Genomic DNA, 26,456 nt, shown 5'->3' on the forward strand with positions numbered 1-26,456 from the left:
AGGTGTCAGATGGTGTTGGCGGCCTCGGACGGGGCCGGCGGGCGCCAGGACAGCAGCCGGTGCTCGAGCTTGCCGATCAGCCACTCGGCGCCGAGCACGATGACCGAGATGACGAGCATCGTGGCGAACACGCCGTTGGGGTCGAAATTGTTCTGCGCGGTCTTGATGACCAGGCCGAGACCGCTCTGCGCGCCCAGCACCTCGCCGACCAGCGCGCCGACGATGGCGAAGCCGAAGGCGCTGTGCAGGCTGGCGATGATCCAGGTGAGCGCGGAGGGCACGGTGACGTGCCGGATGATCTGCAGCTGCGAGGCGCCGAGGACCTTGGTGTTGGCGAGGATGTTGCGGTCGACCTCGCGGACGCCCTGGAAGGCGTTGAAGAAGACGATGAAGAACACCAGCACGGCGGCGAGCAGGATCTTCGGCAGCACACCGATACCGAACGCGACGATGAAGATCGAACCGAGGACGATCCGCGGGATCGCGTTGACCATCTTGATGTAGGGGCCGAGCACGTCGGCGAGAAAGCGGCTCTGACCGAGCGCGACGCCGAAGACCACTCCGGTGACGGCCCCGAGGGCGAAGCCGGCCAGCGCCTCCTGGATGGTGGTCCAGATGTTGGCGTAGAAGGACCCGAACTCGGTGCCGTGCCGGAACAGGTCGACCAGCCGCTGGGCGATGCCGGACGGCTGCCCGAAGAAGAACTTGTCGACGATCCCCCAGGCGGTGAAGGCCTGCCAGCCGCCGAGGACGAAGGCCGCGAGACCGATGCGCCCAGCCCACACCAGTGCGGTGCGCCGCCGGACGGCGCTCCTGGCGGCGGCCGCAGCCGAGATGGGTGAGTCGCCCTTGACCGGGGCCGTGGAGACGGTGGACGTCGTGCTCATGCCGTACCTCCTGCGGTGCGTGCGTAGGCGCGCTCCACCTCCTCGCGCAGCGAGTCCCAGATCTGGTGCTGAAGTTCGATGAAGCGGGGCTGGAAGCGGATCTCCTGGACCGAGCCGCGCGGGCGGGGCAGGTCGATGTCGAAGACCGCCTTGACCGAGCCGGGGCTGGACGTCATGACGACGACCCGGTCGGCGAGCGCCACCGCCTCGTCGAGGTCGTGGGTGATGAAGATGACCGACGGACGGATCTGCTCCCACAGACCGAGCAGCTCGGTCGACATGATCGCCTTGGTCTGCACGTCCAGGGCGCCGAACGGCTCGTCCATGATTAGGATCCGGGGTTCGTTGATCAGTGCCGCGGCCATCGCCACGCGCTTGCGCATGCCGCCGGAGAGCTGGTGCGGGTAGCGGTCCTCGAACCCTGACAGACCCACCCGGCGCAGCCAGTCGCGCGCCGAGGCCTGGGCCTGCTGCTTGGGCACCCTGCGGAAGACCGGGCCCATCAACACGTTGCCGAGGACCGTCTTCCAGGGCAGCAGCGCGTCGCTCTGGAACATGAAGCTGACGCCTTTGGTGACGCTGTCCACCTCACGGCCGCCGACCTTGACCGATCCCTCACTGGGCCGGTCGAGCCCGGACACCATGCTCAGCGTCGTCGACTTGCCGCAGCCGGTCGGGCCCACCACCGCGCAGAACTGGCCGGGCTCCACGGTGAACGAAACGTCCTGCAGCGCCGTGAACACCTCACCCGCGGGAGTCAGAAACCGTTTGGTGAGTCCTGAAATCTCGACTCGTGCGCTGTCCCGGCCGGTCTTCTCGGCGCCGGGGCTCGTCGCAACATCGTTTCGCGAAGCCATCTGAGGCTGTCTCCTTCCTGACCTCGGAGGTCGAGGAAGGCAGACGCTAGGGGCCGGCGGGTGTTACGTCGCTGTTTCATCCGTATCCCGCGTTAGTCGTGTTAGCCATGCTTTTGCTCGTTCTGCTCAGCGGCCGGGGGTGGGCAGAAGGCCGGTGCCGGGAGCACAATCACGCCACCACGGGTACGGCGCAGGGGCCGCGCCCGGGCCCCGTACGACAGGCAGAGACACCCGTGAGACGCATCCGTATCCCGATCGGCCGCGGTGGGAAGGGGCGGCTCTCCGCGCGAATTCTGGCCAACCAGCTGGCCATCCTGGCGCTGACCGGGCTGATCGGTTTCGTGCTGTTCGCCTTCGCGCAGCGCGGCGAGATCGACCGTGCCTACGAGAAGCGAGCCCTGGCCATCGCCGAGACCACGGCCGCGGAACCACAGATCCGCCGCGCCATGCAGTACGGGGGCGGTGGCGACGTCGTACAGACGGTGGCAGAGAGGATCCGCAAGGCGTCGGGCGCGTCGTACGTGGTCGTGCTCGACCTGCGCGGTATCCGCCACTCGCACCCCGACCCGGCACTGGTCGGTGAACCGACGGGGGACCGGATCGTGGTGCTGGACGGCAGGACGCATGTCGGCACCGACCAGGGCGCGACGGGGCGTTCCGCCAACGGCAAGGCCCCGCTGTACGGGCCCACCGGCAAGCTGGTCGGCGAGGTGTCCGCAGGCATCCCCGAGCACTATGTGCTGGGTGAGCTGTGGCGTGAGCTGCCCACCTTCGGCCTGTACAGCGCCATCGCCGTCGCGCTCGGCTCGACGGCCGCGTTCCTGCTGGCCAGACGGCTCAAGCGGACGACGTTCGGGCTGGAGCTGGAGGAGATCGCCGGGCTGTTGCAGGACCGGGAGGCGATGCTGCACGGAATCCGTGAGGGAGTCGTCGCCTTCGACCCGGACGGCCGGATCACGCTGGTCAACGACGAGGCACGCGACCTGCTCGGACTGGGCACCGCGCTCGGCAGCACGCTGGCGGAAGTCCTGCCCGACGGGCGGCTGCGCCGCGCCTTGGACGGCACCCTGGTGGGCAGCGACATCAGCGTGCTCACCGACGACCACTGCCTGGTCGTCAACCGGATGCCGGTCGCCCTCCACGGACGGGAACTGGGCGCCGTGGTCACCGTGCGCGACCGCACCGAGATGATCGGGCTCTTGCGCGAGCTGGACTCGGTGCGCGGGCTGACGGACGCGCTGCGCGCCCAGCAGCACGAGTTCACCAACCGTATGCACACCGTGGCCGGGCTGCTGGACATCGGCGACCACGACGCCGCCTACGAGTTCGCCGTCGATTCGGCCGGCGCCGAGCAGGCGCTGACCGAATCCGTACGGGAACGGATCGGCAACCCGCTGCTCGTGGGACTGATCGTCGCCAAGATCACGGTGGCCGCGGAACGCGGGGTGCGGATCGTCCTCAGCGAGGACTCCGCCCTCGGCGAGGACCCGCCGCATCTGCCTCGGCTGCTGACCATCATCGGCAACCTGGTGGACAACGCGATCGACGCGTCCGCGACCGGATCGGCTCCCTCGGGTGGTGCCGAGGTCTGTCTGTCGCTGATCGAGGCCGTCGACGCGGTGCGGGTGGAGGTGGCCGACACCGGCCCCGGCATCCCGCCGGACACCGCCGAGTCCATCTTCGAGGACGGCTGGTCGACCCGTCCGGACCGCGGCACCGCCCGGCGCGGCCTCGGCCTCGCGCTCGTCCACCGGCTGGTGCAGCGGCACGGCGGCACGATCGCCGTCAGTGAAGGGCCCGGCGCCGTCTTCACCGTGACGCTGCCGGTGCCCGATACCGCGCCCGGCCCACGGGGCGCGCTCTTCACGACCGCTTCACCGGTACTGGACGTCGTGGCAGGAGGTGATCGCTGGTGATCCGGACCCTGGTGGTGGACGACGACTTCCGAGTGAGCCGCATCCACTGCGACTACGTGTCCCGCGTCCGGGGCTTCGAGGTGGTCGGCCAGGCAGCGACCGTGGCCGAGGCACTGGCCGCGGTGCGCGACCTCCACCCCGACCTGCTGCTGCTCGACATCTTCCTGCCGGACGGCAGCGGACTGGACGTGCTACGCCGGCTCAGCGGCGACGAGGGCGGCGACCGCCCCGACGCCATCATGATCACCGCCGACCGGGACATCACCTCGGTACGGATCGCGATGAAGCTCGGCGCCGTCGGATACCTGGTCAAGCCCTTCGGCGCGCCCGACCTCGCCGAGCGGCTCACCGCCTACCGGGAGCTCCAGCACCGTATGGACGCCCTGGGTACGGTCCCCGAGACCGACCAGGCTGACGTGGACGCTCTGTTCAGCGCCGCCCGGCCGCCGGCCGTGCCCCGTGTCCCTGCGAAGGGCCACTCCGCGCCGACGCTTGCCCTGCTGCACCAGACCCTGCGCGGCGCGCACGACGCTCTGTCGGCTGCGGAGGCCGCCGAACGCACCGGCGTCTCCCGCGCCACGGCCCAGCGTTACCTCTCCTACCTGGTCAGGGAGGGCATGGTCCGGCTTGAACTTCGCTACGGGACCACCGGCCGCCCCGAGCACCTCTACCGCATCACGCACTGAGCGGACGTTGTTGTTCATCGAGCCCGTTCACGGTGACGCGGGGCAGGGCGGGTGCCGACGACCCGCTGCCTGCACGACCCGGCTCGCGGCTGTCTTCTGCAGCAGCCCGTAGGCGAGCACTGGCAGGAGCAGGTGTGGTTTGTCGGGCAGCGTGGTGGTGATCAGCACCGCGCTCGCGCTGCTGTTGTTCATGCCGCAGGCGAGCGTCAGCGAGGAGGAGACGGGGCCGTCCAGATGCAGGAGCCGCGCGGCGGTCCGGCCCAACGCGAAGGACAGCAGGCAGACGAGCGCAGCCACGGCCAGTGCGGCGGCGAACAGGAGGGGGCGTGGGTGGGCGAGGAAGGAGCTCAGGGCGCCACTGGCGTTGACGTAGGTCAGGACGAGCGATCCGGCCAGCGCCACGGGCACGATCACGCGCAGGGCCCGGTTGAGCCACGTCGTCGGCAGCGCGAGTCGGAGCAGGATACCGACGGCACAGGGGAGGACCACGGTGACGAGGGCGAAGCCGCCGTTGGCCGTGCGGCCGGTCGTTGCGAGCGTGTCCGCGTAGCTCTCGTCCAGGAGCGGCACCAAAGTGGTGATGACCAGCGGGATGGTGAGCGGGCTGAGGACGGTGGAGGCGAGGACGAGTCCCACCATGGTGGGTTGGTCACCGTCACCCTTGCCGGTCCAGACGGTGGCTCCGGCGGCCACAGGCATCGCCACGATCAGGATCATCGCGGTGATCAGTCCGCTGCCGCCGTCGCTGTCAGGGGTGCGGTGCAGTCCGAACGCGACGACGGGGATGACCAGAAGCGGGATCACGAGGTGGAGGACCATCCCGGCCAGCAGGGCGGTCGGCTTGCGGAGCAGGCGGCCCAGTTCGCGGACCGGTACCTGGAGTCCGGCGGAGAAGAGCACCAGGGACAGCAGCAGCGGGGCGGTGCTCAGGGGCAGGCCGGTCACCGTGCCAATCGGCACGGTGTGGTCGCTGCGCAGCCACAGGCCGGGGCCGGGCAGGAGGAGGGCGGCGACGTAGGAGAGCACTACGGCCCGGCCGAGCCGGTGGCGCAGCCAGGCCGTCACCCGGTCGGCAGGCGGTGGGGAGGCTGGCGGACGGTTCAAGGCGGCCTTCTTCCATGGCGGCGGAGGGGACGGGGCGGAACGCCGCTATGCAGGCGCCGTGATCACGAGTCGTCATGGCACTCATGGTGCTCGGGTGAGGCGGATGGGGCAGCCGGTGACGCACGGCAGTCAGGATGCGTTCAGGTATCCCGTGGCACGGTCGGGCCTCATGCCATACGAGACCTCACAGCCGCCCGGGCCCTCGGCGGCCAACTCCCAGGTGTCACCGTCCGGTCGCCGACTGGGCTGGAACAAGGTGCCCGAAGTCACCGTCTACTTCTGGGTCATCAAGGTGCTGTGCACGACGGTCGGCGAGACCGCGGCCGACCTGCTCAACGAGAAGGCCGGTCACTGCTGGCGGTCGTCCTGGTGGTGCAGTTCCGCGGCGTGAGCGGACCCTGTCCATCCACCACATCGACACCACGAGCCGCGAGTCCTACTACTGGCTCGCCGTGCTGTTCACCTTCGCCCTCGGCACCGCGGCCGGTGACCTGGTCTCGGAGCGCATGGACCTGGGCTACTGGCTCTCCGCGGTCCTGTTCGGCCTGGCCATCGCCGCAGTCGCCCTCGCGTACTTCAAGCTCGGCCTGGACGCGGTGTGGAGCTTCTGGATCGCCTACATCCTCACCCGTCCGCTCGGCGCGTCCATCGGCGACTACCTCTCCCAGCCCACCGGCGACGGCGGCCTGGGCCTCGGCACCGTCATCACCAGCGCCCTGTTCTTGACGGTCATACTCGCTCTGGTCGTGTATCTCTCCGTGACCCGAAGGGATGTGACGGAGCCTCAGCGCACCGCGCGGCACGCGGCCTGAGCAGGCACGCGGCAGGCGTTCAGGATGCGTTCAGGTTTACGCTGCCAAGGTCGGTTGCGGCGATCACTCTTCGAGGTCGCCTCATGGCACAGGGCGCTCGTCCCCATCGCGGGGCGGGCGCCCCGCCGTTACAACCGCATAGGAGCCCCCCACCTTGCAGCAACCGGAAATGTTCACCGATCTCGACGTCGCGAGCACGACCAAGTCGGTGATGAAAAAGCTCCCCGAGGTCACGCTGGCGTTCTGGATCATGAAGATCGCCGCCACCACCCTCGGTGAGACGGCCGGCGACCTCTTCGCGCAGACCCTCAAGCTCGGCTACTTCCTCACCACGATCGCGCTGTTCCTCGTCTTCGTGGTGACGCTGGTCGTCCAGCTCAGGTCCAGCCGCTACCACCCGTTCTTCTACTGGACCGTGATCCTGTCGACCAGCATGGCCGGCACCACGATGTCCGACTTCATGAACCGCGACGCCAGCGCCAAGTACCTCTCGGGCGGCACCACTTCACTCGGCTGGGGACCGCAGGGCCTGGGTCTCGGCTACCCCACCGGCGCCGCGATCCTCATCTCGATGCTGCTGATCATCTTCGCCGTCTGGAAGGCGACCGGCATGACCTTCCAGATCCGCGACATCGTCACCTTCCGCGGCGAGGCCCTGTTCTGGTCTGCAATCCTCGTCTCCAACACCCTCGGCACCTCGATGGGCGACTTCCTCTCTGACAGCTCCGGCCTCGGCTATGCGGGCGGCGCGCTGCTCGTGACCGGGGCGCTCGCCGTCCTCGTCGTCCTGATGAAGGTGCCCGTCGTCCCGAACGTGCTTCTGTTCTGGATCGCCTTCGTCCTCACCCGCCCGCTGGGCGCCACGGCCGGTGACTTCCTGACCAAGCCGGTCGCCAAAGGAGGCCTGGATCTCGGTACCGCGGGCTCCTCGGCCGTGCTGTTGGCCGTTCTGGTCGGCCTGATGGCCTATGCACAGGTCCAGGAGCGCAGGACCGCCGTCCCGCGCACACCGGAGCGGGAGACGGTCGCCCAGCAGGCCGACTGAGTCCGGTCACCCGGCGGGCAGGTCGACCAGGAAACGTGCCCCCGGTGTGTGCTCGGGGTCGTGGGAGACCTCGCCGCCGACGGCGCGGGCCAGGCGCCGCGCGAGCGGCAGTCCCAGGCCCGCCCCGTCGTGCCCGTCGCCGGAGTCCGCGCGCCGGCCGGGCTGGAAGAGATGGTCGAGGAACTCCTCCGGTACGCCAGGACCGTCGTCGGTGACGTCGATGCGGACGCCGCTGGGCAACTGCCGTGCGGACACGGTCACCGTGGAGTCGGCATAGCGAACGGCATTGGCCAGCAGCGGGCTGACGATGCGTTCGAGAAGAGCGGAAGCGACGCCCGCCTCAAGCTCCTGGTCCGGCACGTCGACGACGGTCTTCAGCTGCTTCCGTGCGTCGAGGTCCTCGACCAGCCGCCGCAGCACGGGAGCGACAGCGGCGGCACCCACGGCCGTGCTGGTGGTCTGCCCGCCTTCGCGGGCGTCGTTCAACAGCGTGTCGCAGATGGTGCGTATGGACTGGGCGGCCTCCGCGATCACCTCGTGGGTGGCGTCGGTCTCGGCCGCCGAGCGAGGGCGGGCCCGCCACCAGTCGAGCTCGACGACGATCCGGGTGAGCGGGGTGCGCAGTTCGTGGGACAACTCCCCGGTCAGCTGTTGCTCGTGACGCAGCACGGTGCGGATGCGGTCCAGCAGTGCGTCCAACGAGGTGCCCAGGCGGGCCAGTTCGGCCGGCTGGTCCTCGGCGCCGAAACGCTGGCCGGAACCGACGGCGCTCCACTGGGTGGCCTGGTCGGTCATGGTGCGCACGGGGCGCAGCGCCCGCCCGACGGCCAGCCGCGTCAGCGCGTAGGTGCACGCGAGCATGACAGCGTCCAGGATCAGCGAGCCCGCCAGCAGGGTGCCGGCGGAGCTGCGGTACGGGGCGAGATCCACGGCCGTGACGACGATGGCGGTGCTGCGAAGGCCGGACACGGGTCGGGAGCACAGGCGGACGAAACGGGGGTTGTCGGTTTGCACGGTCGCGCAGACCGGCCTGCCCCGCCCCGCGAGCCGGTCGGCGGCCTGGGTCAGCGCGCTGTCGGCTGCGGCGGACGGTGGTTTCTCCAGCAGGCGTGTCCCGGTGTAGATCCACACGTTCGCGTCGAGCAGGCTGTCGTTGACGGTCTCCAGGACCCGCACTCGGGGCCCGCTGGTGTCGACGGTGGTGGCGACGGCGGCGGCGCGGTTGCGTAGTTCGTCGTCAGCCTGGTGCTGGAGGTGCCGGTCCATCGCGGTGTTGAACGCGACGGTCAGCACGGTCATCAGGAGCGCGGCGGTGGTCAGCGCCACGAGCGAGAGCCGACCGCGCAACGTGCGGGGCGCCAGACGGCGCGCGAGCCGGTTCATGACAGCCGGTGCCCGATCCCGCGTGCCGTGGTGAGGCCAAGGCCGCTGCCCGCTTCGCGCAGCTTGCGGCGCAGTCGGCTCAGATACTGGTCGAGGGTGTTGTCGCTGACCTGGGCGCCGTCCGGCCAGGCGGCCCTGACCAGGTCGCGGCGGGATACGAGGGTCCCGCCTGCGGCCATGAGCGTGGCCAGCAGACGGAACTCCGTGGGAGACAGGTCGATGTCGACGTCGCCGACGTGCGCGCTGTGCCGGGTCGCGTCCAGGACCAGGTCTCCGGCGGTGGCCACGGCCGCGGGGGCGGCCCGTTTGAGTGCGGCCCTCAGCCGGGCGACGAGTTCGGCGAGATGGAACGGCTTGGGCAGGTAGTCGTCGGCTCCGGCGGAGAACCCGGACAGCCGGTCCGTGAGGTGATGGCGGGCCGTCAGGAAGATGATCGGGGCGGCGAACCCGCCCGCACGCAGCGCCTGGCACACGTCCCGGCCGTCCGCGTCGGGCAGCCCGACGTCCAGGACGACGGCCGCGATGTCGTCCGTGGCCAGCCGCAGGGCGGTGGCGCCGTCGGCGGCGGCCACGGGGTCGAAGTCCTCGTCGAGCAGGCCGCGGCGCAGCACGTCACGCAGGGCGTGATCGTCCTCGACGACCAGGATCTTGTGGCGCATGGTCCTCCGTTGGATCGTCCGGCGCACGGGGCGTACCGGAGACGAACGATGCGGGCAGCCATCGGGTCATCGCGTACAGGCACACTCCGAGCCATCCGGTGGCGAACAGCCAGCCGCCGATGACGTCGGTGAACCAGTGCACGCCGAGATAGACCCGGGACAGGCCCACCAGCACGCCCCAGCACCCGATGACGACCCGGAGCGGGGTGGCGCCGCGCGGGGCGCGCAGTGAGACCGCGACGATCAGCAGTCCGGCAGTGAGGGCCGCTGTGGTGGTGTGTCCCGAGGGGAACGCCCAACCGCCCGCGGACGCCGCCCAGTCGGCACGGGCGGGACGTGGCCGCTGGACGGCTTCCATCACCCCGTAGCGCAGCGCCTGACCGGCTCCCAGACAGGCAAGGCCCAGTGCGGCGGCCCCCATCCGGCGCCGTGCGGTTCGTCCCGCGACCATGCCGGCCAACACGGTAAGGACGTATGGGACGGCACCGCTGCCGGTATCGGTCACCCCTCGGGCCAGAGCCTCGGCGACGTCCGGCCGATGGCCGAGCGACCAGGCCAGGAAACCGTCGTCCGACCACAGCTGAGCGCCGTCCTGGCCGATCACCACCATCGTGAGGACGCCGAACGCCACCCAGGCGCCGAGACCGACCATCCCGGCCAGGTCGGCGGCGTCGCGCCGGTTCATGAGGCGCTCAGCAGTCGCCCCAGGCGGCCGGAGCCGATCCACCGGGCCACCGATCGCGACCACCGTCGCAGCACGAGCATCGCCATCAGTGCGACGAGGCCACCGACCAGCACGCCTGCCAGGACGTCGTGCGGATAGTGCGCGCCGACCCACACCCGCGAGACCGCCATCGCCAGGGCCGCCACGGCCGCGACCGCCCCCAGCCGACGCGAGACGAAGAGCAGGGCCACGGCAGCGGCGGCCGCGATCGCCGCGTGGTTGCTGGGGAAGGACCAGTCGCCGGGCGCCGGACATGTCTCCAGGGTCTTCACTCGAAGGCTCTGGCACGGCCGGTCCTCGCGCACCGCCAGCTTCACCAGGGCATCCACGCCATACGCAAGGACCACGACCACTGGTACGGCCAGCGCCCTCACCGCAGCCGCATCTCCGCCCCGTCGAGCGAACCACCAGCCCACGACCGCGAGCACGGCGAAGACCGCGAGCCCGTACGTCGACCAGAACGACACCGCTCCGTCCAGCCAGGCCGGCGCATGCCGGGCCAGACGCACCACATCCAGATACGCGGTGCCGTCGACAGACGACCCGTCGAAAGCCATGATCACCGGTGTCCCCCCTCGGGCCGGCCGTCCCGCCGTGCCCTGTACACCTCGGCGGCCAGGGGGATCAGCGACACGAAAATGATCAACGCGACCAGCGGGAGCAGGTAGCGGTCGACGTTCGGGATCGACGAGCCCAGCGCGTACCCCGCGAGGGTGAGTCCGAGGCTCCACACGAGGCCGCCGATGATCTGCCACAACGTGAACGTGCGCACCGGTACCTCCAGCGCGCCGGCCACCGGATTGAGTACGGTCCGCACCACCGGCACGAAACGGGCCAGCGTGATCGCCTTCGCATGGCCGTACCGCTCCAGCAGTTCCTCGGCGCGTTTCGCACCCTGGTGCAGACGCTGCGAGCGGCTACGGGCCAGCAGCGCTCCGCCCGCCTTCCGGCCGAGCACATAGCCGCACTGCGCCCCGGCCAGGGCGCCGGCCGCCGCAGCGATCAGGAGCGGCCCCAGCGACAGGTGCACACTCGACTCCGCCGAGCCCGTGCACAGCAGACCGGCCGTGAAGAGCAGCGAGTCGCCGGGCAGGAAGAAGCCGACCAGCAGCCCTGTCTCGGCGAACATCACCACCCCGACGCCCAGCACGCCGAACGCCGCCAGCAGCGAATGAGCGTCCAGCACGTTCACGGCCAGCTGTGATGCCGGATGGAACGGTGTGGTCATGGCGAGGAGGCCTTTCGGGCAGGTGATCTGGTGTCTGCGATTCGCCCAACCGCGTGTACGTGGCCTGGAGGGAACCGCACTCGCCGAGCCTACATCTACAAGATGTAGTAGATGTTCTGTGGGTGGCCGGATGCAAACGGCCACTCAAACGGAACACGAGGCGGAGGAGACGGGCGTCATGGCTGACACCTATCGAACAGAGACCGGCACCTGGACTCTGCGGCGTGCGGCCACGAACTCGACGGCGCCGCCCCCGACCCCGGTCCGGGTATCCGGTGCCCCAGGCGCCGGGCCCCAGCAGTTGCATCGCGGGATGACCCTCGTGGCCGCGATCAGCCTGTTCATCGGGACACGGGCCGCCTGGACGACCGCGATGGCCTCACGTCCGGCGGTCGCCGGCGTCATTTCCGTCTGTTACGCCTCGATCCTCGTCTGCGCCGTTCTCAGCCTCCTCGTACGGAGCCGTCGCGCGCTGATCAGGGTCGACGTCGTCGTACTGATGACCGCCGTCGCCCTGGTGATCTGCGGCTACCTGCTCGATCACGCGGGCACCGACGAGGGAGTGCTGACCGCCCAGGCGGCGAACGAGATCCTGCACGGCCATCCCGTCTACGGCCGGCCGTGGCCCTGGCTGTTCGGCTCGCCGCGCGTCGGGATCACCAAGACCATGTCCGGGGGCGCCGACTACGCCTACGGCTACCCGCCGCTGACCGCGCTGCTCGCGGCACCGGTGCACGCCGTCGTCCACTCGACGGCGGCCGCCACCCTGGTCACCACGGCCGCGCTGCTCGTCTCCTCGGTCCTGCTGTGGTTCCTGTTGCCGGCACCCTGGAGGTCAGCCGCCACCGCGGTCTGTCTCGGTTTCGGCCTCCTGCCCCACTACGCCTACGCCGGCTACCCGGCGATCACGGCTCTCGCCCTGCTCGTCCCCGTGGTGGTCCGCTGGCCCGCCACCGGTGAGGGCGGCCGTCTCGGCTCGGGGGGAGTGGTGCGGGCGGCGTGCCTGGGCGCTGCCTGCGCGGCCCAGCAGCTCGCCTGGTTCCTCGCCCCGTTCCTGCTGATCGGCCTGTACGCCGTCAGGCGCGGGGAACTCGGGCCGCGGCGGGCTCTGGCGGTGACCGCCCGCTACACGGCTGCCGCCGCTCTCACCTGCGCAGCGGCCAACGCCTACTTCGCCGCCGAGGGCTTCTCCGCCTGGCTGCAGGGCGTACTCCTGCCGCTCGACCAGAAGGCGATCCTGCACGGCCAAGGCCTGATGGGCATCTCCTACTACTTCACCGACGGCAGCGGCCGCCTCGACTACTACTCCTACGGCAGCCAGCTGCTCCTGCTCGGCCTGCTCGCCGCCACCCTGCTGTTCGTCCGGCGTCTCGGCCCCGCCCTCACCGTCCTGCCATGGGTCGTGTTCTACCTCGCCACCCGCTCGCAGGACGGTTACTTCCTGATGATGACCCCACTGTGGCTCGCGGCCGCCGCCACCGTCCCGGCCGCCGCGTTCGCCACCGCCTGGCAGCCGCGACTTCCCCACGTCACCGGCCGTGCGAAGGCTGTCTTGGCGGGCGGATTGCTCGCCCCCGCCCTGGTGTGCGTCGCGATCGCCGCGGCGAGCCCGCCGCCCCTGCGCATGAGCCTCTCGCCGCGCTTCGCCACGCACCACGCGCGCGTGGGTGTCACCTCCATCGACGTGCGCGCCGTCAACACCACCGGTACGGCGCTCACCCCGCACTTTGCGAGCCGCACCGGCCAGGGCGCCTCCAACTGGTGGACCATCTCCTCCGGCCCCGCAGTGCTCGCCCCGCACGCCTCCGCCGAGTACCACGTGAAACCCGCGGGAGGGTTCCGCGCCCTGCCCGGTGGCCACGGTCCCGGGACCTATCTCATCGCCGTCACCGGTACCCCGATGACGATCACCACGGCCCACATCCCGGCTGCTCCTCCCGCGATCCAGTAGCGAGGGCGCCAGGCGGGCCTACACGCGCAGGCGCGCCTGGCGAAGCCGCGGCAGCTGCCGGCGAGGCGTGCTGCCGAGCCGGTACCCCGACTGTTCGGCGTTCGTGCTGGTCAGCTGTGGTCGCATAGCGGGCCGACGTCGTAACCCCGTTCCTGGCAGGTGTCGAGGATCCGGGGGAGTGCGCCGAGCGCCGAGCGCCAGGCGCCGGGGGCGGAGGTGCAGTCGGAGTCGTGGAGCAGGATCGTGCCGCCGCCGTCCAGGTCGGCGGTGACGGTGCGGTGGACGGAGTGCGGGGTGGCGCGTACCGTCCAGTCCTCCCCCCAGCAGGTCCACAGCACCGGGGTCAGGTCGAGGCGGCGGGCCGCGAGGTGGGCCGCGGTGGACATGACGCCGTACGGGGGCCGGAAGAGCGAGGGCTGCCGTCCGGTGATCGCGGCGACGGTGTCGCGGGCCCGGCGGAAGTCGTCGTAGGTGGCGCGCGGGCCACGCAGCAGCAGGGGGCGGTGCATCCAGCCGTGGACGGCGACCTCGTGACCGGCCGCCGCGATCTCGCGGACCAGGTCGGGGGAGCGGTCTGCCTCGCTGCCGAGCAGGAAGAACGTGGCGTGCACTCCGCGCCCGGCGAGCAGCCGCAGAAAGTGCGGGGTAGAGCCAGGGTCGGGGCCGTCGTCGAAGGTCAGGGCGATGTGGTTGGTGCGGCCGCGGCCCGAGAGGCGGGGCATGAGGCGGTTGCGCAGCGGTCCGAAGGTGGAGACGACGGGCGCGGCGTGGGCGGCGGCGAGGAGGGGTACGGCGGCGCGGGCGGCCGTGCGCAGCGTCGGGGCGATGTTCACGAGTGGTCGTCTTCCGACGGGGAGGTGTGCTCCGGGGGGAAGCCGTCCGGGTCGAGGTGGTGGCTGATGGCGTGGATGAGGTCGGGACCGTCGTAGGTCGTCGCCACCCCGGTGGCGACGGCGCCGGCGCACACGACGGACGCGAGGACGGCCGTGGCGGCGAGCCGGCGCTTCGTCCGGTGCCGTTGCGCAACCGGGCGAAAGCCCCGGCCGGGGGCTCCTGACCGGTGCACGCGCGCGATCTCCGCCGTCGGGCAGCTATCGGGGGACTGAGCGAACAGGGCGAATCCCGTTTCCCGTTGCCGGCGTCCGAGCGGGCCGTCGATCAGGTCGCACAGCACTGCCTTGAGGTCGGCCGGGTCGCGTATCCACACGGCCGCACCGGCCTCGTCCAAGGCGGCGGCGTTGGTCAGCCCGTGCCCGGGTATGCAGCGGTAACTGGCGACGGGCAGGCCGCAGGCGAATGCCTCCAGGGAGGTGAGCCCGCCGGCGTTCTGGACGAGGACGTCGGCGGCGTGCATCAGGGAGGGCATGTCGTCGACCCAGCCGAAGGCATGGTCGATGCCGTCGGTGCGCAGCTGTTCGGCCAGGGCCTCGTTGCGGCCGCAGACGACGACCGGGACGGCTGCGCCGCAGTCGCGCAGCTCCCGGGCCACCGTACGGACCGGGCCCACCCCCCAGGACCCGGCGACCAGCAGAGCCAGCGGTGCGTGGGACGGCAGCCCGAACCTCTCCCGGGCGCGGCCACGCTCCCGTGCGTCGCAGGGCCGGAAACGGGGGGCCGTGACCGGCCCGCGCACTCGCACGTCCCGGGCTCCGGCCTCCCGCGCTTGGGCGGCGGGCACGGCGTGAGCGGCGAGGTGGACGTCCACTCCCGGTGCGATCCACAGCGGATGCACCGAGAAGTCGGTCAGATAGGTGAGGACCGGCACGGCCAGTCGACTGTCCAGGCGCAGGTTGCCCAGGACTCGGCTGGCCCCGGGGTAGGTGGAGACGACGGCGTCGGTGCCCGGCGGCAGGGCGCTCAGTACCCGGTCCTGTGCCGTGCGCAGCAGCGCCCGCGCCACCGGGCCGCCGCCCCCGGCCCGCTCGGTGCTGGAGTAGATCCGCTGGTAGGCCCAGGGGGCCCGCACCAGCATCCGGTGATAGCCCTCCTGGACCGTGCGGCCCAGGTGGGCGGGGAGCAGGTCCAGCAGGTCGAGCCGGTCCACGGCATACCCCTGCGCGGTGAGACGGCGGGCGAGCTCGGCGGCGGCACCGTCGTGACCGGCCCCGACGCTCGCGGAGACGATCGCGACCCGCCCCGCGCCGGGCGTGGCGGCGGACTGCGGAGGAGGGGCGCCCGTGGGTGTGTGTCTGGGCGCCGTGCTCGCGCGGTGGGGCATGGGTTTCCTCCGCAGGGACGGGAGCGATGGAACTCTACGAGTTGTAGTAGTTCGCGGTTCGAAGCCCGGAGCATACCTCCTACAACTAGTAGGAGGTGGGCGGGTAGTCTGTGCGGACAGTCGGCGAACGGAGGCATCCGGTGCAGGAACGAGGGGATGGCGGCGCTCGCGAGGCGTCCGGCAGGCGAGCCCGCGGCGAACTGGAGAGCGATGTGCTCGCCGCGCTCTGGAGCGCCGACGGCCCGCTGACCGCCGGCCAGGTCCGGGAGGCGCTGCCGGGCGACCTGGCCTACACGACCGTCCTGACCATCCTGTCCCGGCTGTACGACAAGGAGATGCTCGTCCGCCACCGCGAGGGCCGCGGCTACGCGTACGAGCCGGTGCGCGACGAGGCGTCGCACACCGCCCAGCGCATGCGGTCGCTGCTTGAGGGTGGTTCCGACCGCGAGGCGGTCCTGGCCCGCTTCGTCTCGGAACTGTCCGAGCAGGACGAGCACGTGCTGCATCAGCTCCTGTCCGGGCACGACGCTCGCACCGGAGATGACCGCTCGGCGGGAAGGGCGTGAAGCCGTGCTGATCAGTGTCTACGTCCCTTTCGTAGTCGCGGCTGTGCTCGCCGTGCTCACGCCCCGACTGGCGCACGCGCTGCCCCCTCGCCGCGCTGCCTGGGCCCTGGCCTGCGCCGCGCTTGTGACCGCGATCGGCTGGGCGGGGGCACTCGCCTTGCTCGCCTTCACCGGCGTGGCACAGATTCCGGAAGTCGCGGAGGAGGGCCGCTGGTCCGTGGCCGCCCTGCAAGCCGAGGATCCGGTCTACCTCGTCGTTGCGGGAGGCAGCGCCCTCATGCTGGCCGTGAGCGTCGTCTCGCTGGGCGTGGCCGTCGTGGGACAGGTCCGCCTCATCGTCCGGGCGCGGCGGGAGTGCGCCCGGCTGCCGGAGGGCACGGAGCTGGTCGTGGTCGACGACGACGTCCCGATGGCCTTCGCGTTGCCCGGGTCGCCGGGCCGGATCGTGGTCTCCCGAGGAATGCTGCGCTCTCTCAGCGACGGCGAGCGCGAGGCCCTCCTCGCACACGAGCGTGCTCACCTGCGCTGCCGCCATCACCTCTTCCAGATCCTGTGGCGGCTCACGGCGGCCTTGAACCCGCTGCTGCGGCCGCTGGCCGTCGCGGGCGGATTCGTCCTGGAACGCTGGGCCGACGAAGAGGCCGCGCAGCGCGTCGGCGACCGAAAGATCGTCGCGCACGCCGTCGGGCGCGCCGCGCTGGCATCCGCCGGTACCTCGTTCCCGGCCGCACTGGCCGCGACCGGCGGGGCGGTGCCGCAACGGGTGCGGGCCCTGCTGGCCCCGCCGCCCCCGCGCCGGAGCCTCCCCCTGGTCGCGGGTGGCCTCCTGCTCGCTGCGTGCTGCGCGAGCCTCGCCAACGCTGCATCCGACAGCGATCAGATGGTGGACAGTGCGCAGTGCGCGGCGTACGCCGCCACGGCGAGCGCCCCGTCGGCCGGAGAACACCGGCATGGGCCCGACTTCTGCTTCGGGGAACACGATCGCCGGGAACTTCAGGAGCACCGCCCGTAACGAGGCGGCCGGACCTGTCGGCTACGCGTAGTCAGATCGCCCGCAGTCCGCGGCCGAACCAGTCCTTGCTGTCGCGGACGCCGGGCAGGGCGAAGAAGTAACCGCCGCCGGTGGGGAGAGTCGACGAGAGGTTCGTCGATCAGGCAGGCCGTGCTGCAGTCAATCGCTGCTCTGCTGCATTGAACGGAATGCATCGCCGAATGCGGTCACGCGCAGGCCTTCGGCCGCCCTCGGTGGGCGCGCATAGGTGTCCCATGTTTCGGTGAACCGAGCGTGCCGAGAAAGGGCTTGAACCGTCTTCGGATCGTGCTGGCCTGGTCCGCCGAGTGTGGTGGTGTAAAACACCTTGAGATCGTGGAAACGGGTGCCTTTGGGTAGGCCGGCCAGGGCGACAACCCGTTGCCACTTTTCGTTGAAATCACTGCTCTGAACTGGCCTTCCATATCGGTTCGTTACGATAAGGTCTTCGTCAATTGGCTCGACGTGTCGGCGAGCCCGACGCTTGCGTGCGGTGGCTTGGGTGACGGGTTCCGGCTCGCTGAAGTGAGCCGCATGGGTCGCCAACTGCTCGATCAGGAATTGATCCACGGGCAGAGTCGCGTAGCTGGCCTTCGTCTTCAGTGGTGCGGCTTTGCCGCGCTGACGCTGCTCTTGAACGTACAGGAGATTTTCCTGCCAGCCGACGCGTGTCCGTGTCAGCCCCAGAGCCTCGCCGGCACGCAGTCCTGCGCACGCGCCGAGCCACACCAGGACTTCGTAGCGCGGCTCGATCGTCCGCATGGCAAGGGCTGCTGCGGCCACCTGATCGGGGGTGAGGGCGTCCCCACTGCCGTCGCTGATCTCGGGAAGCTCGATGCGGGACACGATGTTTGCAGGCAGCGGAATATTCTCGTCCATCATGTAGTGGATGAGAATGCGCCAGGTTTTGAAAATCTGGACAATTGTGCGAGGGGATCTGAGGTTGGGTTTTTCTAGGAGATGATCCACGAAGGCCATGGAGTCGCTACGCCGTAGCGATGTCGGTATGCGATTTCCTGCGAACGGCAGGATGTGGTTGCGAAGATGACTCTCGTACGTATTGATCGTATTCGCTCTCTTTTTCTTCTTACGCTTTCGGTCGATCATCTGCGCGCCGAAGAAGGCTACTCGCGCACTGTGTGCTGGTTGGTTCCCTCTCGTCATGGACGCAGCCTCGGAGGTCAACTCGGCGAGCCGGTCGAGGGCTTCCTGCCATGTATCGAACGACTCTCTGCGCTCTTTTCCGAGGTGATCGACGTGGCGAGTCTGCCAGCGGAGTCCCCGTCCGTGATCTGCTGACGGGTAAAGGGGGCGGTTTCTTGTCCCGCACTTACAGGGGGTATCACCCCGGTCGGGTTTCGGATATGACTTGTGCCATCGGTCGAATGGCAAAATCGGTCTGGCCATATGTTCTCGTTCGTTGCTTGTGGGCTAGGGACTTCGCTGCCGCGCCGTGGGCTATCCGTTTGTGCCGAGTAGGTCGCACGAGTGATTGGGTTTCGTAGCCGCCGGGCTGTTCGTGTGTGCTCACGTGCAGGATTTCCAGCCCAGAGCCTGATTATGCACAGCTGTTCATGGCCTGAGGGAAGTCGTACCGGTCGAGTCGCTGTGTGCCAGCACGCGAACCGTCACCGGACCCCCGACTCCTGTCCCTCGGTATGCAGATCCGACGGCTCCGGGAAGAGCGGGGCTACAGCTTGGAAGAACTCGCAGAGCGCAGTGGAATGAGCTTTCGCGGCCTCATCTACATTGAGCACGGCCAGCGCAGCCCCAGTGTGCTCACCCTCTTGGATATTGCAGCTGGACTCGACGTGCAGCCAGGAGAACTCGTTAACCACATCGCACGGGAAGAATCCGGAAAATCCGAGCCCCGGTAATGCGGGTCGGTGATCAAACGATCGTGTTTTTCCAAGGCTGTGCCCGTAAAGGCGCTCACTCCGCGCGGTGTCGACGCGCCCTGTGCGTAGGAGGTGCCCTGCTGTGGCACCTGCCAGTCGTGAGGGTCCATCTCCCTCTTCCGGCTGTGCCGCAATGACGGTCGCGCACTGCTGTCTGGAGTTGGCGACCTGACGTGTCCATTTCCAGTCAAGGGGAGGGATTCCACTAACGAGGCACGAGTGCCGCGATGAATCGTATGATGCGTCAGAACCGCATGCGGGTGGGGCACTTGAGGCGGTTTACAACCGCCTGTGTCGTCGAGGGCGCGGGCCTCATCGCTCGGGGGATGTCGGTGTACCTTGCCTGTCTGTATGCGGAGAACTTCCGGATCTTCGGCGCGGTGCCGCAGAAGGACGGCGACAGGGACGCCAGCCTGAGCCTGGACTTCGGTCCCGCCACGAACGTCCTGGTCGGCGAGAACGACAGCGGCAAGACGGCCATCATCGATGCGATCCGCCTGTGCCTGCTGACGACCGCGGCTGACTTCTACCGCATCACGCGCGACGACTTCCACGTCGGACCGGACGGCCGCGCGGGCACCTTCAAGATCACCTGCGGGTTCAGGGACCTTACGACGGCGGAGCAAGCCGTCTTCCTTGAGTTGCTGACCACGGACGATGAGGGCAACGTCGCCCTCTACGTCACCGTCAAGGCGGAGTTGATGGACCCGCTGCGGCCCCACCGCGTCGCGGTGACCACGCGCACCGGCCGCGATGGGCAGGGGCCCGCCCTGGACGGTGCCGCGCGTGAACTGCTGAAAGCCACCTACCTGCGTCCGTTGCGGGATGCCGAGGCGGAGCTGCGCTCCGGGCGGGGATCGCGGCTGTCGCAAATCCTGGCCGGTTACCCGGCCATGCGCGAGCAAGGTGAGGATGACTTCGATGAGGAGAGCGGCAGCGCCTCCACCCTGGTCGGCATCCTGCGCCGCGCGGAACGGCACATCAGCGACAACAAGGCCGTCAAGACGGCTCGGGACGACATCAACACCGGTTACCTGCAGAAGTTCTCCATCGGCTCCGACGTCCTGCGCGGTGAGATCGGCGTTGCGGGTGATGCCACGCTCGCCCGTGCGCTGGAGCGGCTGGAGCTCACGCTGTTCGCGGGCACGGGGGAGTGGACCAGGCACGGTCTGGGTTACAACAACGCCCTTTTCATGGCGGCCGAACTGCTCCTGCTTGGCAACAGCGCCTTCGCGCCCCTGCTGCTGATCGAGGAACCCGAAGCCCACCTCCACCCGCAGCTCCAGACCCGCATCATGGACCTCCTGCGGGATCGTGCCGAGACCGCGAACACAGCGGAGACGCCGCCGGTCCAGGTCATCCTCACTACCCACAGCCCCAACCTGGCTTCGGCCATTCCGGTCGAACATCTCACCCTCGTCGCCCGCGGATCCACCTTCCGCCTGGCACCGGGCCTGACCCAGCTCGATGAGGGCGACTACGCCTTCCTCACCCGCTTCCTCGACGTGACCAAGGCCAACCTGTTCTTCGCCCGCAGCGTCGCCATCGTCGAAGGCGACGCCGAAGCCATTCTCCTGCCCGCCCTCGCACAGGCGGTCGGCCGGTCGTTCAGCGAATGCGGCGTCAGCGTCGTCAATGTCGGCGGCGTCGGTCTCTTCCGCTACAGCCGGATCTTCCAGCGCGAGGGCGAGCAGATACCGGTCGCGGTGGCCTGCATCCGGGACAGGGACTTGGTTCCCGCCGGCACCTCGGACGAGATGCGCAAGCAGCTCAAATGCTCGGCGGAGATGACCTCGCAGCAGATCAGCGAACATGTCGCCACGCTGCAAATAAAGGACAGCGGCCATGTGCGTACCTTCGTCTCCGACCATTGGACGTTGGAGTACGACTTGGCCGCCGCGTCCTGGACCATGGCGACCCTCATGCACCAGGCCGTCCGTGCCGCCGTCGCCTCCAAGACGACCTGGCCCACCGCGGACAGGCTCGCCGACCTGGACCGACTGGCGCAGGAGGAGGTCAAGAAGTGGCGGGAGAGCAACGTTCCCCTGGAAAAGGCGGCCTTGGACATTTATGAGCCGCTGCGCTTGGGCAGGGGCAACAAGCCGATCGCCGCCCAACACGCGGCCCGCCTCCTGCAGACCACCTCCGTGACCGAGGACGATCTGCCGCCCTACCTCGTGGCCGCCTTCACGTACCTGTGCAGCGAGGTCTGAGCGATGACGAGTCTCTACGCGCCCGACGCCTTCATCAAGGACAAGGTCGAAGCCCTCGCCCAGCAGCTCGGCCTCGACCTGCCGCACCAGGAACAGTGGAACTTCATCCAGAGCCTGGAATCCCTGGACCTCCAGGCAGCTCCCGGCTCGGGAAAGACCAGTCTGATCGGTCTGAAGCTCGCCCTCCTGGGCCAGGCATGGGCCTCGCCCACACGCGGCATCTGCGTCCTGTCTCACACCAATACGGCCAAGGACGAGATCACCCACCGCCTCACCGTCACACCGGCGGGACGCCGCCTGCTGCAGTACCCGCACTTCATCGGCACGATCCAGGCCTTCACCAACACCTTTCTCGCCCTGCCGGCCCTACGGTCCCGGGGCATTGAAGTCCAGACCGTCGACGACCAGGCCTACGCGGACGAAGCCCTCCGGCTGCTCGAACGCCACCCCCGGTTCCGGAAACTCAACACCGCACTCGGGCACCGCACGAACGGCCCCGCACTGGTCGCCGAGGCCCGCTACGTCTGCGACGCCGGAGACCTGGTCGCGACCGGACCTGACGGCACCCCTCCCTTCAAAGCATCCAGCGACAGCGGCCAACAGTTCGCCGCCCTCAAGGAAGCGCTCACCGAGCGAGGCATCTTCCGCTACCACGACATGTTCGCCCTCGCCGAGCACCACCTCTTCCAGCACCCCCAGCTCGCGCTGGCCGCCGCCCACCGCTTCCCCTTCGTCCTCCTGGACGAAATGCAGGACACCAGCGACCTCCAACAACGCCTGCTCGACAAGGTCTTCGGCCCGCCGGGCGCGGTCGTTCAGCGCGTGGGCGACGTCAACCAGCGCATCTTCGCCGACGCACCGGATGCCGCACAGCCCTCGTCGTTCCCCCTGCCGCAGGCCGCTCAACTGCCCGTCAGCCGCCGGTTCGGCAGCAAGATCGCAGCACTCGCCAGCGACCTCACGGTCCACCGCAGCCAACGCATCGACGGCGCTGGCCACGACGGGACCGTCGCCCTCCTGCTCTTCGACGACGACACCGTCGCCGAGGTCGTACCGGCCTTCGAACGGATGGCAGCGGCCACGGTCCCCCGCCAGCTGCTGCTGGACAACCCGCCCCGCGTCCTGGGCGCCCGCCTCACGCGGGGAAGCGCCAAGGCCTTTCCACAATCCCTCTCCTGCTACGTACCCGGCTTCACCACCACGCCGGTCCAGACAACCGGCAGTCTCATCACGACGACACGCGCCGCCCAGGCCCAGCGGCAATCCGGCGACAACCACGCAGCGATCACACTCCTGTGGAACGCAATCCGTGCCGTAGCCCGACTCGCCAGTTCCGGCGTCCTGCCCCCGCTGAGGCGACTGGATCGAGACCCGGCCACCGCCGGAGGCAGGGCACGCCTGCTCCTGCACGACCTCCTGACGAGCCCCCTCGACAGCCACGTCGAATGGGCTGTCCTCACCGCCCGGCTTCTGCGGCTCCTGCCCGACCTGACCCAGAGCCCCCTGAAGGGTGTCGCCCGTCTCGCAGATCCCCTTGCTCACATCCCGTACGTCGCCCAGCCAGTCGCTGTGGTTGAGGCGCCGGCTGATGCGGACCAGGGGGTGGTGGCGTCGGTTGCGGGATCGATCCAGAGTGCCAAGGGCGAAACTCATGCGGCGACGCTCATCCTTGAATGCCTTGAACGCAGCGGCAAGAAGTACGACGTACACGAGGTCCTCGGACTCCTGAGCCGACAGCAGGACGCCTCCAAAGCCTTGGTCACGATCCAGCGCGCAGCGCAACTCGTCTTTGTGGGCGCCACCCGCCCCACTCACCTGCTCGCCTTCGCCGCGCACCGCACACGAGCCGAACCGTACGTCGAGGCGATCACGGCCCGCGGCTGGTCTGTCCACGACATCCACGCGCGCAATGCGATCCCCACCGTGTGATTCGGAGCTCAAGCGGTCAGCAAGGTGCGAGCGAAGGCGCTGAGCTCGGTCAGCCGGCGATGGTCATGACGGCGGGCCGTGGCCATGGTTGCGGTAGGGCGCCTCGTCGGGGTGCAGCCGTAAACGGGCCAGCCGCCAGGCTGCATCCGGGGACATTTCGTAATCTCTGTTCTTGCGGATGCGGCGCGCGAGCAGGCTCGTGCGCGGGTCCAGTACCCAGCGCAGCAGGCTTAGGCTCACTCCGCTTCCTCGGCGGCCGCGATCTCCTCGGCCAGGTGCCGGTGGCCGAGTGTGGTCATCGCGCTGCGCAGGATTTTCAGGAAGTCCTGCGCGTTGTCTTCAGTGAGCCTGCCGACGAACGTGTGCAGTGTCTGGGCGATCAGCACCCAGCGGGAATGCGGATGCCACTGATGGATCTGCCGAACCAGCTCTTCGGGATCGCTTCCCTCGGGTGGGCCGCCGATGCGGGAGGAGTGTTGGAGCAGCATGTACAAACGTGCCGCTGCTGGATTCGCGAGGAGTTCGTCGCGCAGGAACTCCACGCGGGCGCGAGCCTGACGGCGGTCCATCTCGTCGAGTTCGAACTCATGCCGGGCGCGCTCTATGAGGCGAGCGCCTTCCGCTGCGTCGTCGTCGACGCGCAGGGTCACGCTGACCTTGAGTAGTTCAATGCCGTCACGGTGGAGGGGCAGTTGGTCACGTAGCGCCGCTGCGAGTTCCTGTTCGGCGGCTGCGATGCGGAGCACTGAGTCGCTGGCCAGTTGCTTTTCCACCATGAGCCGTGCGACACGGCTTGCTGCATGGCGGGCGTCCGGGTTCGTCGGACCATGCGGTGAGTGACGCCATTCAACGCGGATGACTGCATCGAATGACAGGCCTGCATCACGGCTTTCCGGGCGGTCGTGGAAGACGCTGGTCCACGTCTGACGGGCCAGCTCGGAAGGGTTGTCGCGGCGCGTGCGGCGTCGCATCATGCAGGCTCTTCCTCGTTGCCGGCCTCAGTTAGGGCTTGCTGGAAGGTCTCGATGATGCCGTCGTCGAGTAGTTGCGTGAGCTCCGTGTACACGGCACGGTGAGCCAGCCCGGCAGACGGGAGCTCGATGCGGCCTGCCGATTGCTGGAGGGCGGCGGTCTTGGCCCATTGCCGTGCGATTGCCCGCAGCCGGTCGCGGGGGCTCTCGCCTGGCGTGTCGGCCTGCTCCGGGAGCTTCACCGCTGTGCTCAAGACCTTCAGCACATCAGCGTGTATGTGGGGATGACTGAGCGCCGCCTCCAGCCACAGACGCACGACTGCCGATGCCTGGCCGTCCCGCTCGAATCCCTCCGTACCTTGAAGGAGTGCTCGCCAGCCGACGATCAGATCGGGGACGGGAGCCGTGAATTCCGCCTCGTCGTTGTGGGGGAGCAGGGCTGGGAGCGTGGGAGCATCGGGATGCGTCGACTCGGCCAGGGCCCTGAATGCTTCCTGCCCGGCTACCAGCTTGGTCCCACCATCCCTGCACCAGTCGATGACGTAGCCGAACAGAGTCCGGCGCGCGCTGGGATCGCTCCACAGACTGTGCACAGCTCCTTGCAGCGCTCGGCGTACTTCCGGGTCTCCCGAGCCGGCTGCATGGCGCAGCCGCCGCAGCGCCTTGCCGGTGTGGAGGACCCCGAACTCCCCGGCGCACACCTGCACGGTGGCCAGTAGTTGGGCGGCGTTGCCGGTCCTGGCCCACTGCAGCAGCATTTCGTGGATGTAGGAGGCGCTGGCCGTCTGTAGACAGGCTGACGTGAGGAGTTCCACGGCCGATGGCCACAGCGGGGTGTTGTGCCAGCGCCAGACCAGCTGACGCAGTGGTTCTTGTCGACGATGACGTACCGCCCACCGCAGGGCGAAGCTCCCGATGCGCTCGGCCATCGTCTGCCGTTCTGCGTCAGTGAGCGTTTCGAGCGCGGCTTTGGGCTTCTTCAAGGGGGCGTCGGCCAGCCACTCCAGGAACTTCACCCGGGACAGGGGCCGATCGACCCAGAAGTACTCCAGTGCCGCGTCGTCCCATTCGGGGCGGTTGAAGGTGACGGTGTCGTCGGCCAGCAGTTCGGCTTTGATCGAGTCGACCATCTCGATGACGCCGGGTTCCTGCTGTCCCCTCAGGGATGGGTCACCGTCCCCGAAGACGGATGCCAGGTCGGCCGTGCTGGCGTAGACGTGCGCAACGGACGCTCCGCGCAAGGTGGCGCAGGCCAGCAGGAAGTTGCGCTGGAAGCTGGTACGGCCGGACTCCTTGTGCCAAGCCAGAAGCTGGGGACGCCAGTTGTTGCGGGCCGCGATGACGCTGAGAACCTGCCGGTCGAACGGTGTGTCACCGCCGCTCTTCCGTTTCCGTGCCAGCGCCTCCAGGTTGGGCAGGTTGCTGTCGTTGGCATGGTGGGCGTCCAGAATGAGACTGACGATCTCCAGGGCCTCCACCGGCGGCTGACCATTCAGCAAGGCGATGATGTCGTCATCGGTCAACCATCGGTCGACCGGCAGATCAGGTGGACCCTCCGCGCCCAGCCACTTGCGGGCGATTTCCAATGGCGAGGGCACCCCCAGGGAGGGTTTGATGCCCTCAGGTGCACCACCGCCCACGCGGCGCCACTGCTCCGGTGTGCTCAGCACCACGAGCCGGGCACTGCGACGTTTCAGCGTGTACTGCAATCGCTCGATCGTCGCACCGAACGTATCGGCTATCTCGAAGCCTTCCTCATCAGGCGGGAGTTCGAGCAGGTAGCCGCGGTTCTCCGCCTGCGGCAGGCGGCGCAAGGGGAACTCCAGACCACCGCCGAAGCTGAGCGGTCCCACACGCACGGCCGGGAATTCATGACGCAATTGCGTGAGGAGCGCGCACGCGGTGGTCGTGCGCCCCGTGCTCGGCTTCTGGGCGAGTACCACGACAGATCCGGGGTTCTTCCACCGCTGATAGATTTCGTCGAACGAGTCACCTCCATCGGGGCGCACGTAAACGGTGCGCAGCGCATTGAGGTAGGTGTCCGAAAATTCATTGTGATCAAGTGGGTTTTCGAAACTCGCCGTGACTTTCAGGGCGTTCATTTCGCCCAGGTTGAGCAGGGCCATCTGCCGGAGACGCTTAACTGCCTCCGCGTCCAGAAGGTATTTGAGGCGCTCTTGCAGTTCCTCATCCAGTTGCTCATCCGCGTCCGGCGATACGGTGTCTGGCGTCTGCGATGTGTCCGTGGATGTGAAAGAGCTGGTCTCGCCCCAGCGCGGGCCTTCGGACCGCTGGCCGTTCTCGTGAGGTGGCCTGAGCCCATAGTCCTGCTGATCGTTCACCCGTACCCCCGTGGTGTGCCGCCCGGAATCCCACTCG

Annotated in this window: 25 protein-coding genes; 11 read left to right on the forward strand and 14 right to left on the reverse strand. The window is 69.0% G+C overall.

Annotated elements, in window-relative coordinates; all coding sequences use genetic code 11:
- Nucleotides 1–5: 5 nt before the first annotated feature.
- Together SGFS_RS40140 and SGFS_RS40145 are read right to left on the reverse strand one after the other, a co-directional pair.
- Nucleotides 6–887, reverse strand: coding sequence for an ABC transporter permease (locus SGFS_RS40140; protein ID WP_286257178.1), 882 nt, complete (start codon nt 885–887; stop codon nt 6–8).
- Entirely contained in the window at nt 884–1,744 is an 861-nt protein-coding gene (locus tag SGFS_RS40145; RefSeq protein ID WP_286257180.1) for an ABC transporter ATP-binding protein, read from the reverse strand. Before SGFS_RS40145 ends, SGFS_RS40140 begins: the two co-directional genes overlap by 4 nt.
- 233 nt (nt 1,745–1,977) lie before the next feature.
- On the opposite strand from SGFS_RS40145, the gene SGFS_RS40150 reads away from it, so the two are divergent.
- A complete protein-coding gene (locus tag SGFS_RS40150) occupies nt 1,978–3,660 on the forward strand; it encodes an ATP-binding protein (RefSeq protein ID WP_286257181.1) in 1,683 nt (560 codons plus the stop codon).
- Nucleotides 3,657–4,346, forward strand: a complete 690-nt coding sequence (locus SGFS_RS40155) for a response regulator (protein ID WP_286257183.1) — start codon at nt 3,657–3,659, stop codon at nt 4,344–4,346. The genes SGFS_RS40150 and SGFS_RS40155 overlap by 4 nt, the downstream gene beginning before the upstream one ends.
- Before the next feature lie 27 nt (nt 4,347–4,373).
- Here the strand turns inward: SGFS_RS40155 and SGFS_RS40160 are convergent, their stop codons facing one another.
- A complete protein-coding gene (locus SGFS_RS40160) occupies nt 4,374–5,450 on the reverse strand; it encodes a bile acid:sodium symporter family protein (RefSeq protein ID WP_286257184.1) in 1,077 nt (358 codons plus the stop codon).
- 169 nt (nt 5,451–5,619) lie between these two features.
- Between SGFS_RS40160 and SGFS_RS51900 the strand changes: the two genes are divergently transcribed.
- From SGFS_RS51900 to SGFS_RS40170, 3 genes are all read left to right on the forward strand, one after another.
- Nucleotides 5,620–5,841, forward strand: a complete 222-nt coding sequence (locus SGFS_RS51900; protein ID WP_434028135.1) for a hypothetical protein — start codon at nt 5,620–5,622, stop codon at nt 5,839–5,841.
- A 61-nt stretch (nt 5,842–5,902) separates the two neighbouring features.
- Nucleotides 5,903–6,262, forward strand: a complete 360-nt coding sequence (locus SGFS_RS51905) for a COG4705 family protein (RefSeq protein ID WP_434028136.1) — start codon at nt 5,903–5,905, stop codon at nt 6,260–6,262.
- A gap of 154 nt (nt 6,263–6,416) precedes the next feature.
- Nucleotides 6,417–7,307 (forward strand): COG4705 family protein, encoded by an 891-nt coding sequence (locus SGFS_RS40170; RefSeq protein WP_286257185.1) that lies wholly within the window; start codon nt 6,417–6,419, stop codon nt 7,305–7,307.
- Nucleotides 7,308–7,313: 6 nt separating this feature from the next.
- On the opposite strand, the gene SGFS_RS40175 is transcribed toward SGFS_RS40170, so the two are convergent.
- Genes SGFS_RS40175 through SGFS_RS40195 form a run of 5 tightly spaced genes read right to left on the reverse strand, consistent with a single transcriptional unit; the run spans nt 7,314 to nt 11,301 of the window.
- A complete protein-coding gene (locus tag SGFS_RS40175) occupies nt 7,314–8,690 on the reverse strand; it encodes a sensor histidine kinase (protein ID WP_286257187.1) in 1,377 nt (458 codons plus the stop codon).
- Nucleotides 8,687–9,349, reverse strand: a complete 663-nt coding sequence (locus SGFS_RS40180) for a response regulator transcription factor (protein ID WP_286257188.1) — start codon at nt 9,347–9,349, stop codon at nt 8,687–8,689. The genes SGFS_RS40175 and SGFS_RS40180 overlap by 4 nt, the downstream gene beginning before the upstream one ends.
- Entirely contained in the window at nt 9,303–10,034 is a 732-nt protein-coding gene (locus SGFS_RS40185; protein WP_286257189.1) for a phosphatase PAP2 family protein, read from the reverse strand. The genes SGFS_RS40180 and SGFS_RS40185 overlap by 47 nt, the downstream gene beginning before the upstream one ends.
- Nucleotides 10,031–10,636 (reverse strand): phosphatase PAP2 family protein, encoded by a 606-nt coding sequence (locus tag SGFS_RS40190; RefSeq protein ID WP_286257191.1) that lies wholly within the window; start codon nt 10,634–10,636, stop codon nt 10,031–10,033. The genes SGFS_RS40185 and SGFS_RS40190 overlap by 4 nt, the downstream gene beginning before the upstream one ends.
- Nucleotides 10,633–11,301 (reverse strand): DedA family protein, encoded by a 669-nt coding sequence (locus SGFS_RS40195; protein WP_286257193.1) that lies wholly within the window; start codon nt 11,299–11,301, stop codon nt 10,633–10,635. The genes SGFS_RS40190 and SGFS_RS40195 overlap by 4 nt, the downstream gene beginning before the upstream one ends.
- A gap of 178 nt (nt 11,302–11,479) precedes the next feature.
- Between SGFS_RS40195 and SGFS_RS40200 the strand changes: the two genes are divergently transcribed.
- Nucleotides 11,480–13,252 (forward strand): hypothetical protein, encoded by a 1,773-nt coding sequence (locus tag SGFS_RS40200; protein ID WP_350284050.1) that lies wholly within the window; start codon nt 11,480–11,482, stop codon nt 13,250–13,252.
- Between the two features lie 110 nt (nt 13,253–13,362).
- Here the strand turns inward: SGFS_RS40200 and SGFS_RS40205 are convergent, their stop codons facing one another.
- The gene (locus tag SGFS_RS40205; RefSeq protein WP_286257194.1) at nt 13,363–14,085 is read right to left on the reverse strand and encodes a polysaccharide deacetylase family protein; all 723 of its coding nucleotides are present in this window, start codon (nt 14,083–14,085) and stop codon (nt 13,363–13,365) included.
- Entirely contained in the window at nt 14,082–15,470 is a 1,389-nt protein-coding gene (locus SGFS_RS40210; RefSeq protein WP_286257196.1) for a glycosyltransferase, read from the reverse strand. The genes SGFS_RS40205 and SGFS_RS40210 overlap by 4 nt, the downstream gene beginning before the upstream one ends.
- A 140-nt stretch (nt 15,471–15,610) precedes the next feature.
- Here SGFS_RS40210 and SGFS_RS40215 point away from each other — a divergent pair, with 140 nt between their 5' ends.
- Nucleotides 15,611–16,036, forward strand: coding sequence for a BlaI/MecI/CopY family transcriptional regulator (locus tag SGFS_RS40215; protein WP_067252049.1), 426 nt, complete (start codon nt 15,611–15,613; stop codon nt 16,034–16,036).
- 4 nt (nt 16,037–16,040) lie between these two features.
- Nucleotides 16,041–17,048: a M56 family metallopeptidase gene (locus tag SGFS_RS40220; protein WP_067252051.1), complete on the forward strand. Its 1,008-nt coding sequence runs from the start codon at nt 16,041–16,043 to the stop codon at nt 17,046–17,048.
- Nucleotides 17,049–17,207: 159 nt separating this feature from the next.
- Here SGFS_RS40220 and SGFS_RS40225 read toward each other — a convergent pair whose 3' ends face one another.
- The gene (locus SGFS_RS40225) at nt 17,208–18,230 is read right to left on the reverse strand and encodes a tyrosine-type recombinase/integrase (RefSeq protein ID WP_286257199.1); all 1,023 of its coding nucleotides are present in this window, start codon (nt 18,228–18,230) and stop codon (nt 17,208–17,210) included.
- Between the two features lie 494 nt (nt 18,231–18,724).
- Between SGFS_RS40225 and SGFS_RS40230 the strand changes: the two genes are divergently transcribed.
- The 3 genes from SGFS_RS40230 (at nt 18,725) to SGFS_RS40240 (ending at nt 23,106) form a co-directional block, all read left to right on the forward strand.
- Nucleotides 18,725–18,943: a helix-turn-helix domain-containing protein gene (locus SGFS_RS40230; protein ID WP_286257200.1), complete on the forward strand. Its 219-nt coding sequence runs from the start codon at nt 18,725–18,727 to the stop codon at nt 18,941–18,943.
- A gap of 347 nt (nt 18,944–19,290) precedes the next feature.
- A complete protein-coding gene (locus tag SGFS_RS40235) occupies nt 19,291–21,177 on the forward strand; it encodes an ATP-dependent nuclease (protein ID WP_286257202.1) in 1,887 nt (628 codons plus the stop codon).
- Nucleotides 21,178–21,180: 3 nt separating this feature from the next.
- The gene (locus SGFS_RS40240; RefSeq protein WP_286257204.1) at nt 21,181–23,106 is read left to right on the forward strand and encodes a UvrD-helicase domain-containing protein; all 1,926 of its coding nucleotides are present in this window, start codon (nt 21,181–21,183) and stop codon (nt 23,104–23,106) included.
- A 63-nt stretch (nt 23,107–23,169) separates the two neighbouring features.
- Here SGFS_RS40240 and SGFS_RS40245 read toward each other — a convergent pair whose 3' ends face one another.
- The 3 genes from SGFS_RS40245 to SGFS_RS40255 are packed head-to-tail and all read right to left on the reverse strand — an operon-like array spanning nt 23,170 to nt 26,419.
- Complete coding sequence (locus tag SGFS_RS40245; RefSeq protein ID WP_286257205.1) at nt 23,170–23,346, reverse strand: hypothetical protein; 177 nt, start codon at nt 23,344–23,346, stop codon at nt 23,170–23,172.
- Nucleotides 23,343–24,080 (reverse strand): hypothetical protein, encoded by a 738-nt coding sequence (locus SGFS_RS40250; RefSeq protein WP_286257206.1) that lies wholly within the window; start codon nt 24,078–24,080, stop codon nt 23,343–23,345. The genes SGFS_RS40245 and SGFS_RS40250 overlap by 4 nt, the downstream gene beginning before the upstream one ends.
- The gene (locus tag SGFS_RS40255; RefSeq protein ID WP_286257207.1) at nt 24,077–26,419 is read right to left on the reverse strand and encodes a hypothetical protein; all 2,343 of its coding nucleotides are present in this window, start codon (nt 26,417–26,419) and stop codon (nt 24,077–24,079) included. The genes SGFS_RS40250 and SGFS_RS40255 overlap by 4 nt, the downstream gene beginning before the upstream one ends.
- Nucleotides 26,420–26,456: the final 37 nt, after the last annotated feature.

The sequence above is a fragment of the Streptomyces graminofaciens genome (assembly GCF_030294945.1).
Taxonomy (GTDB): Bacteria; Actinomycetota; Actinomycetes; order Streptomycetales; family Streptomycetaceae; genus Streptomyces; species Streptomyces graminofaciens.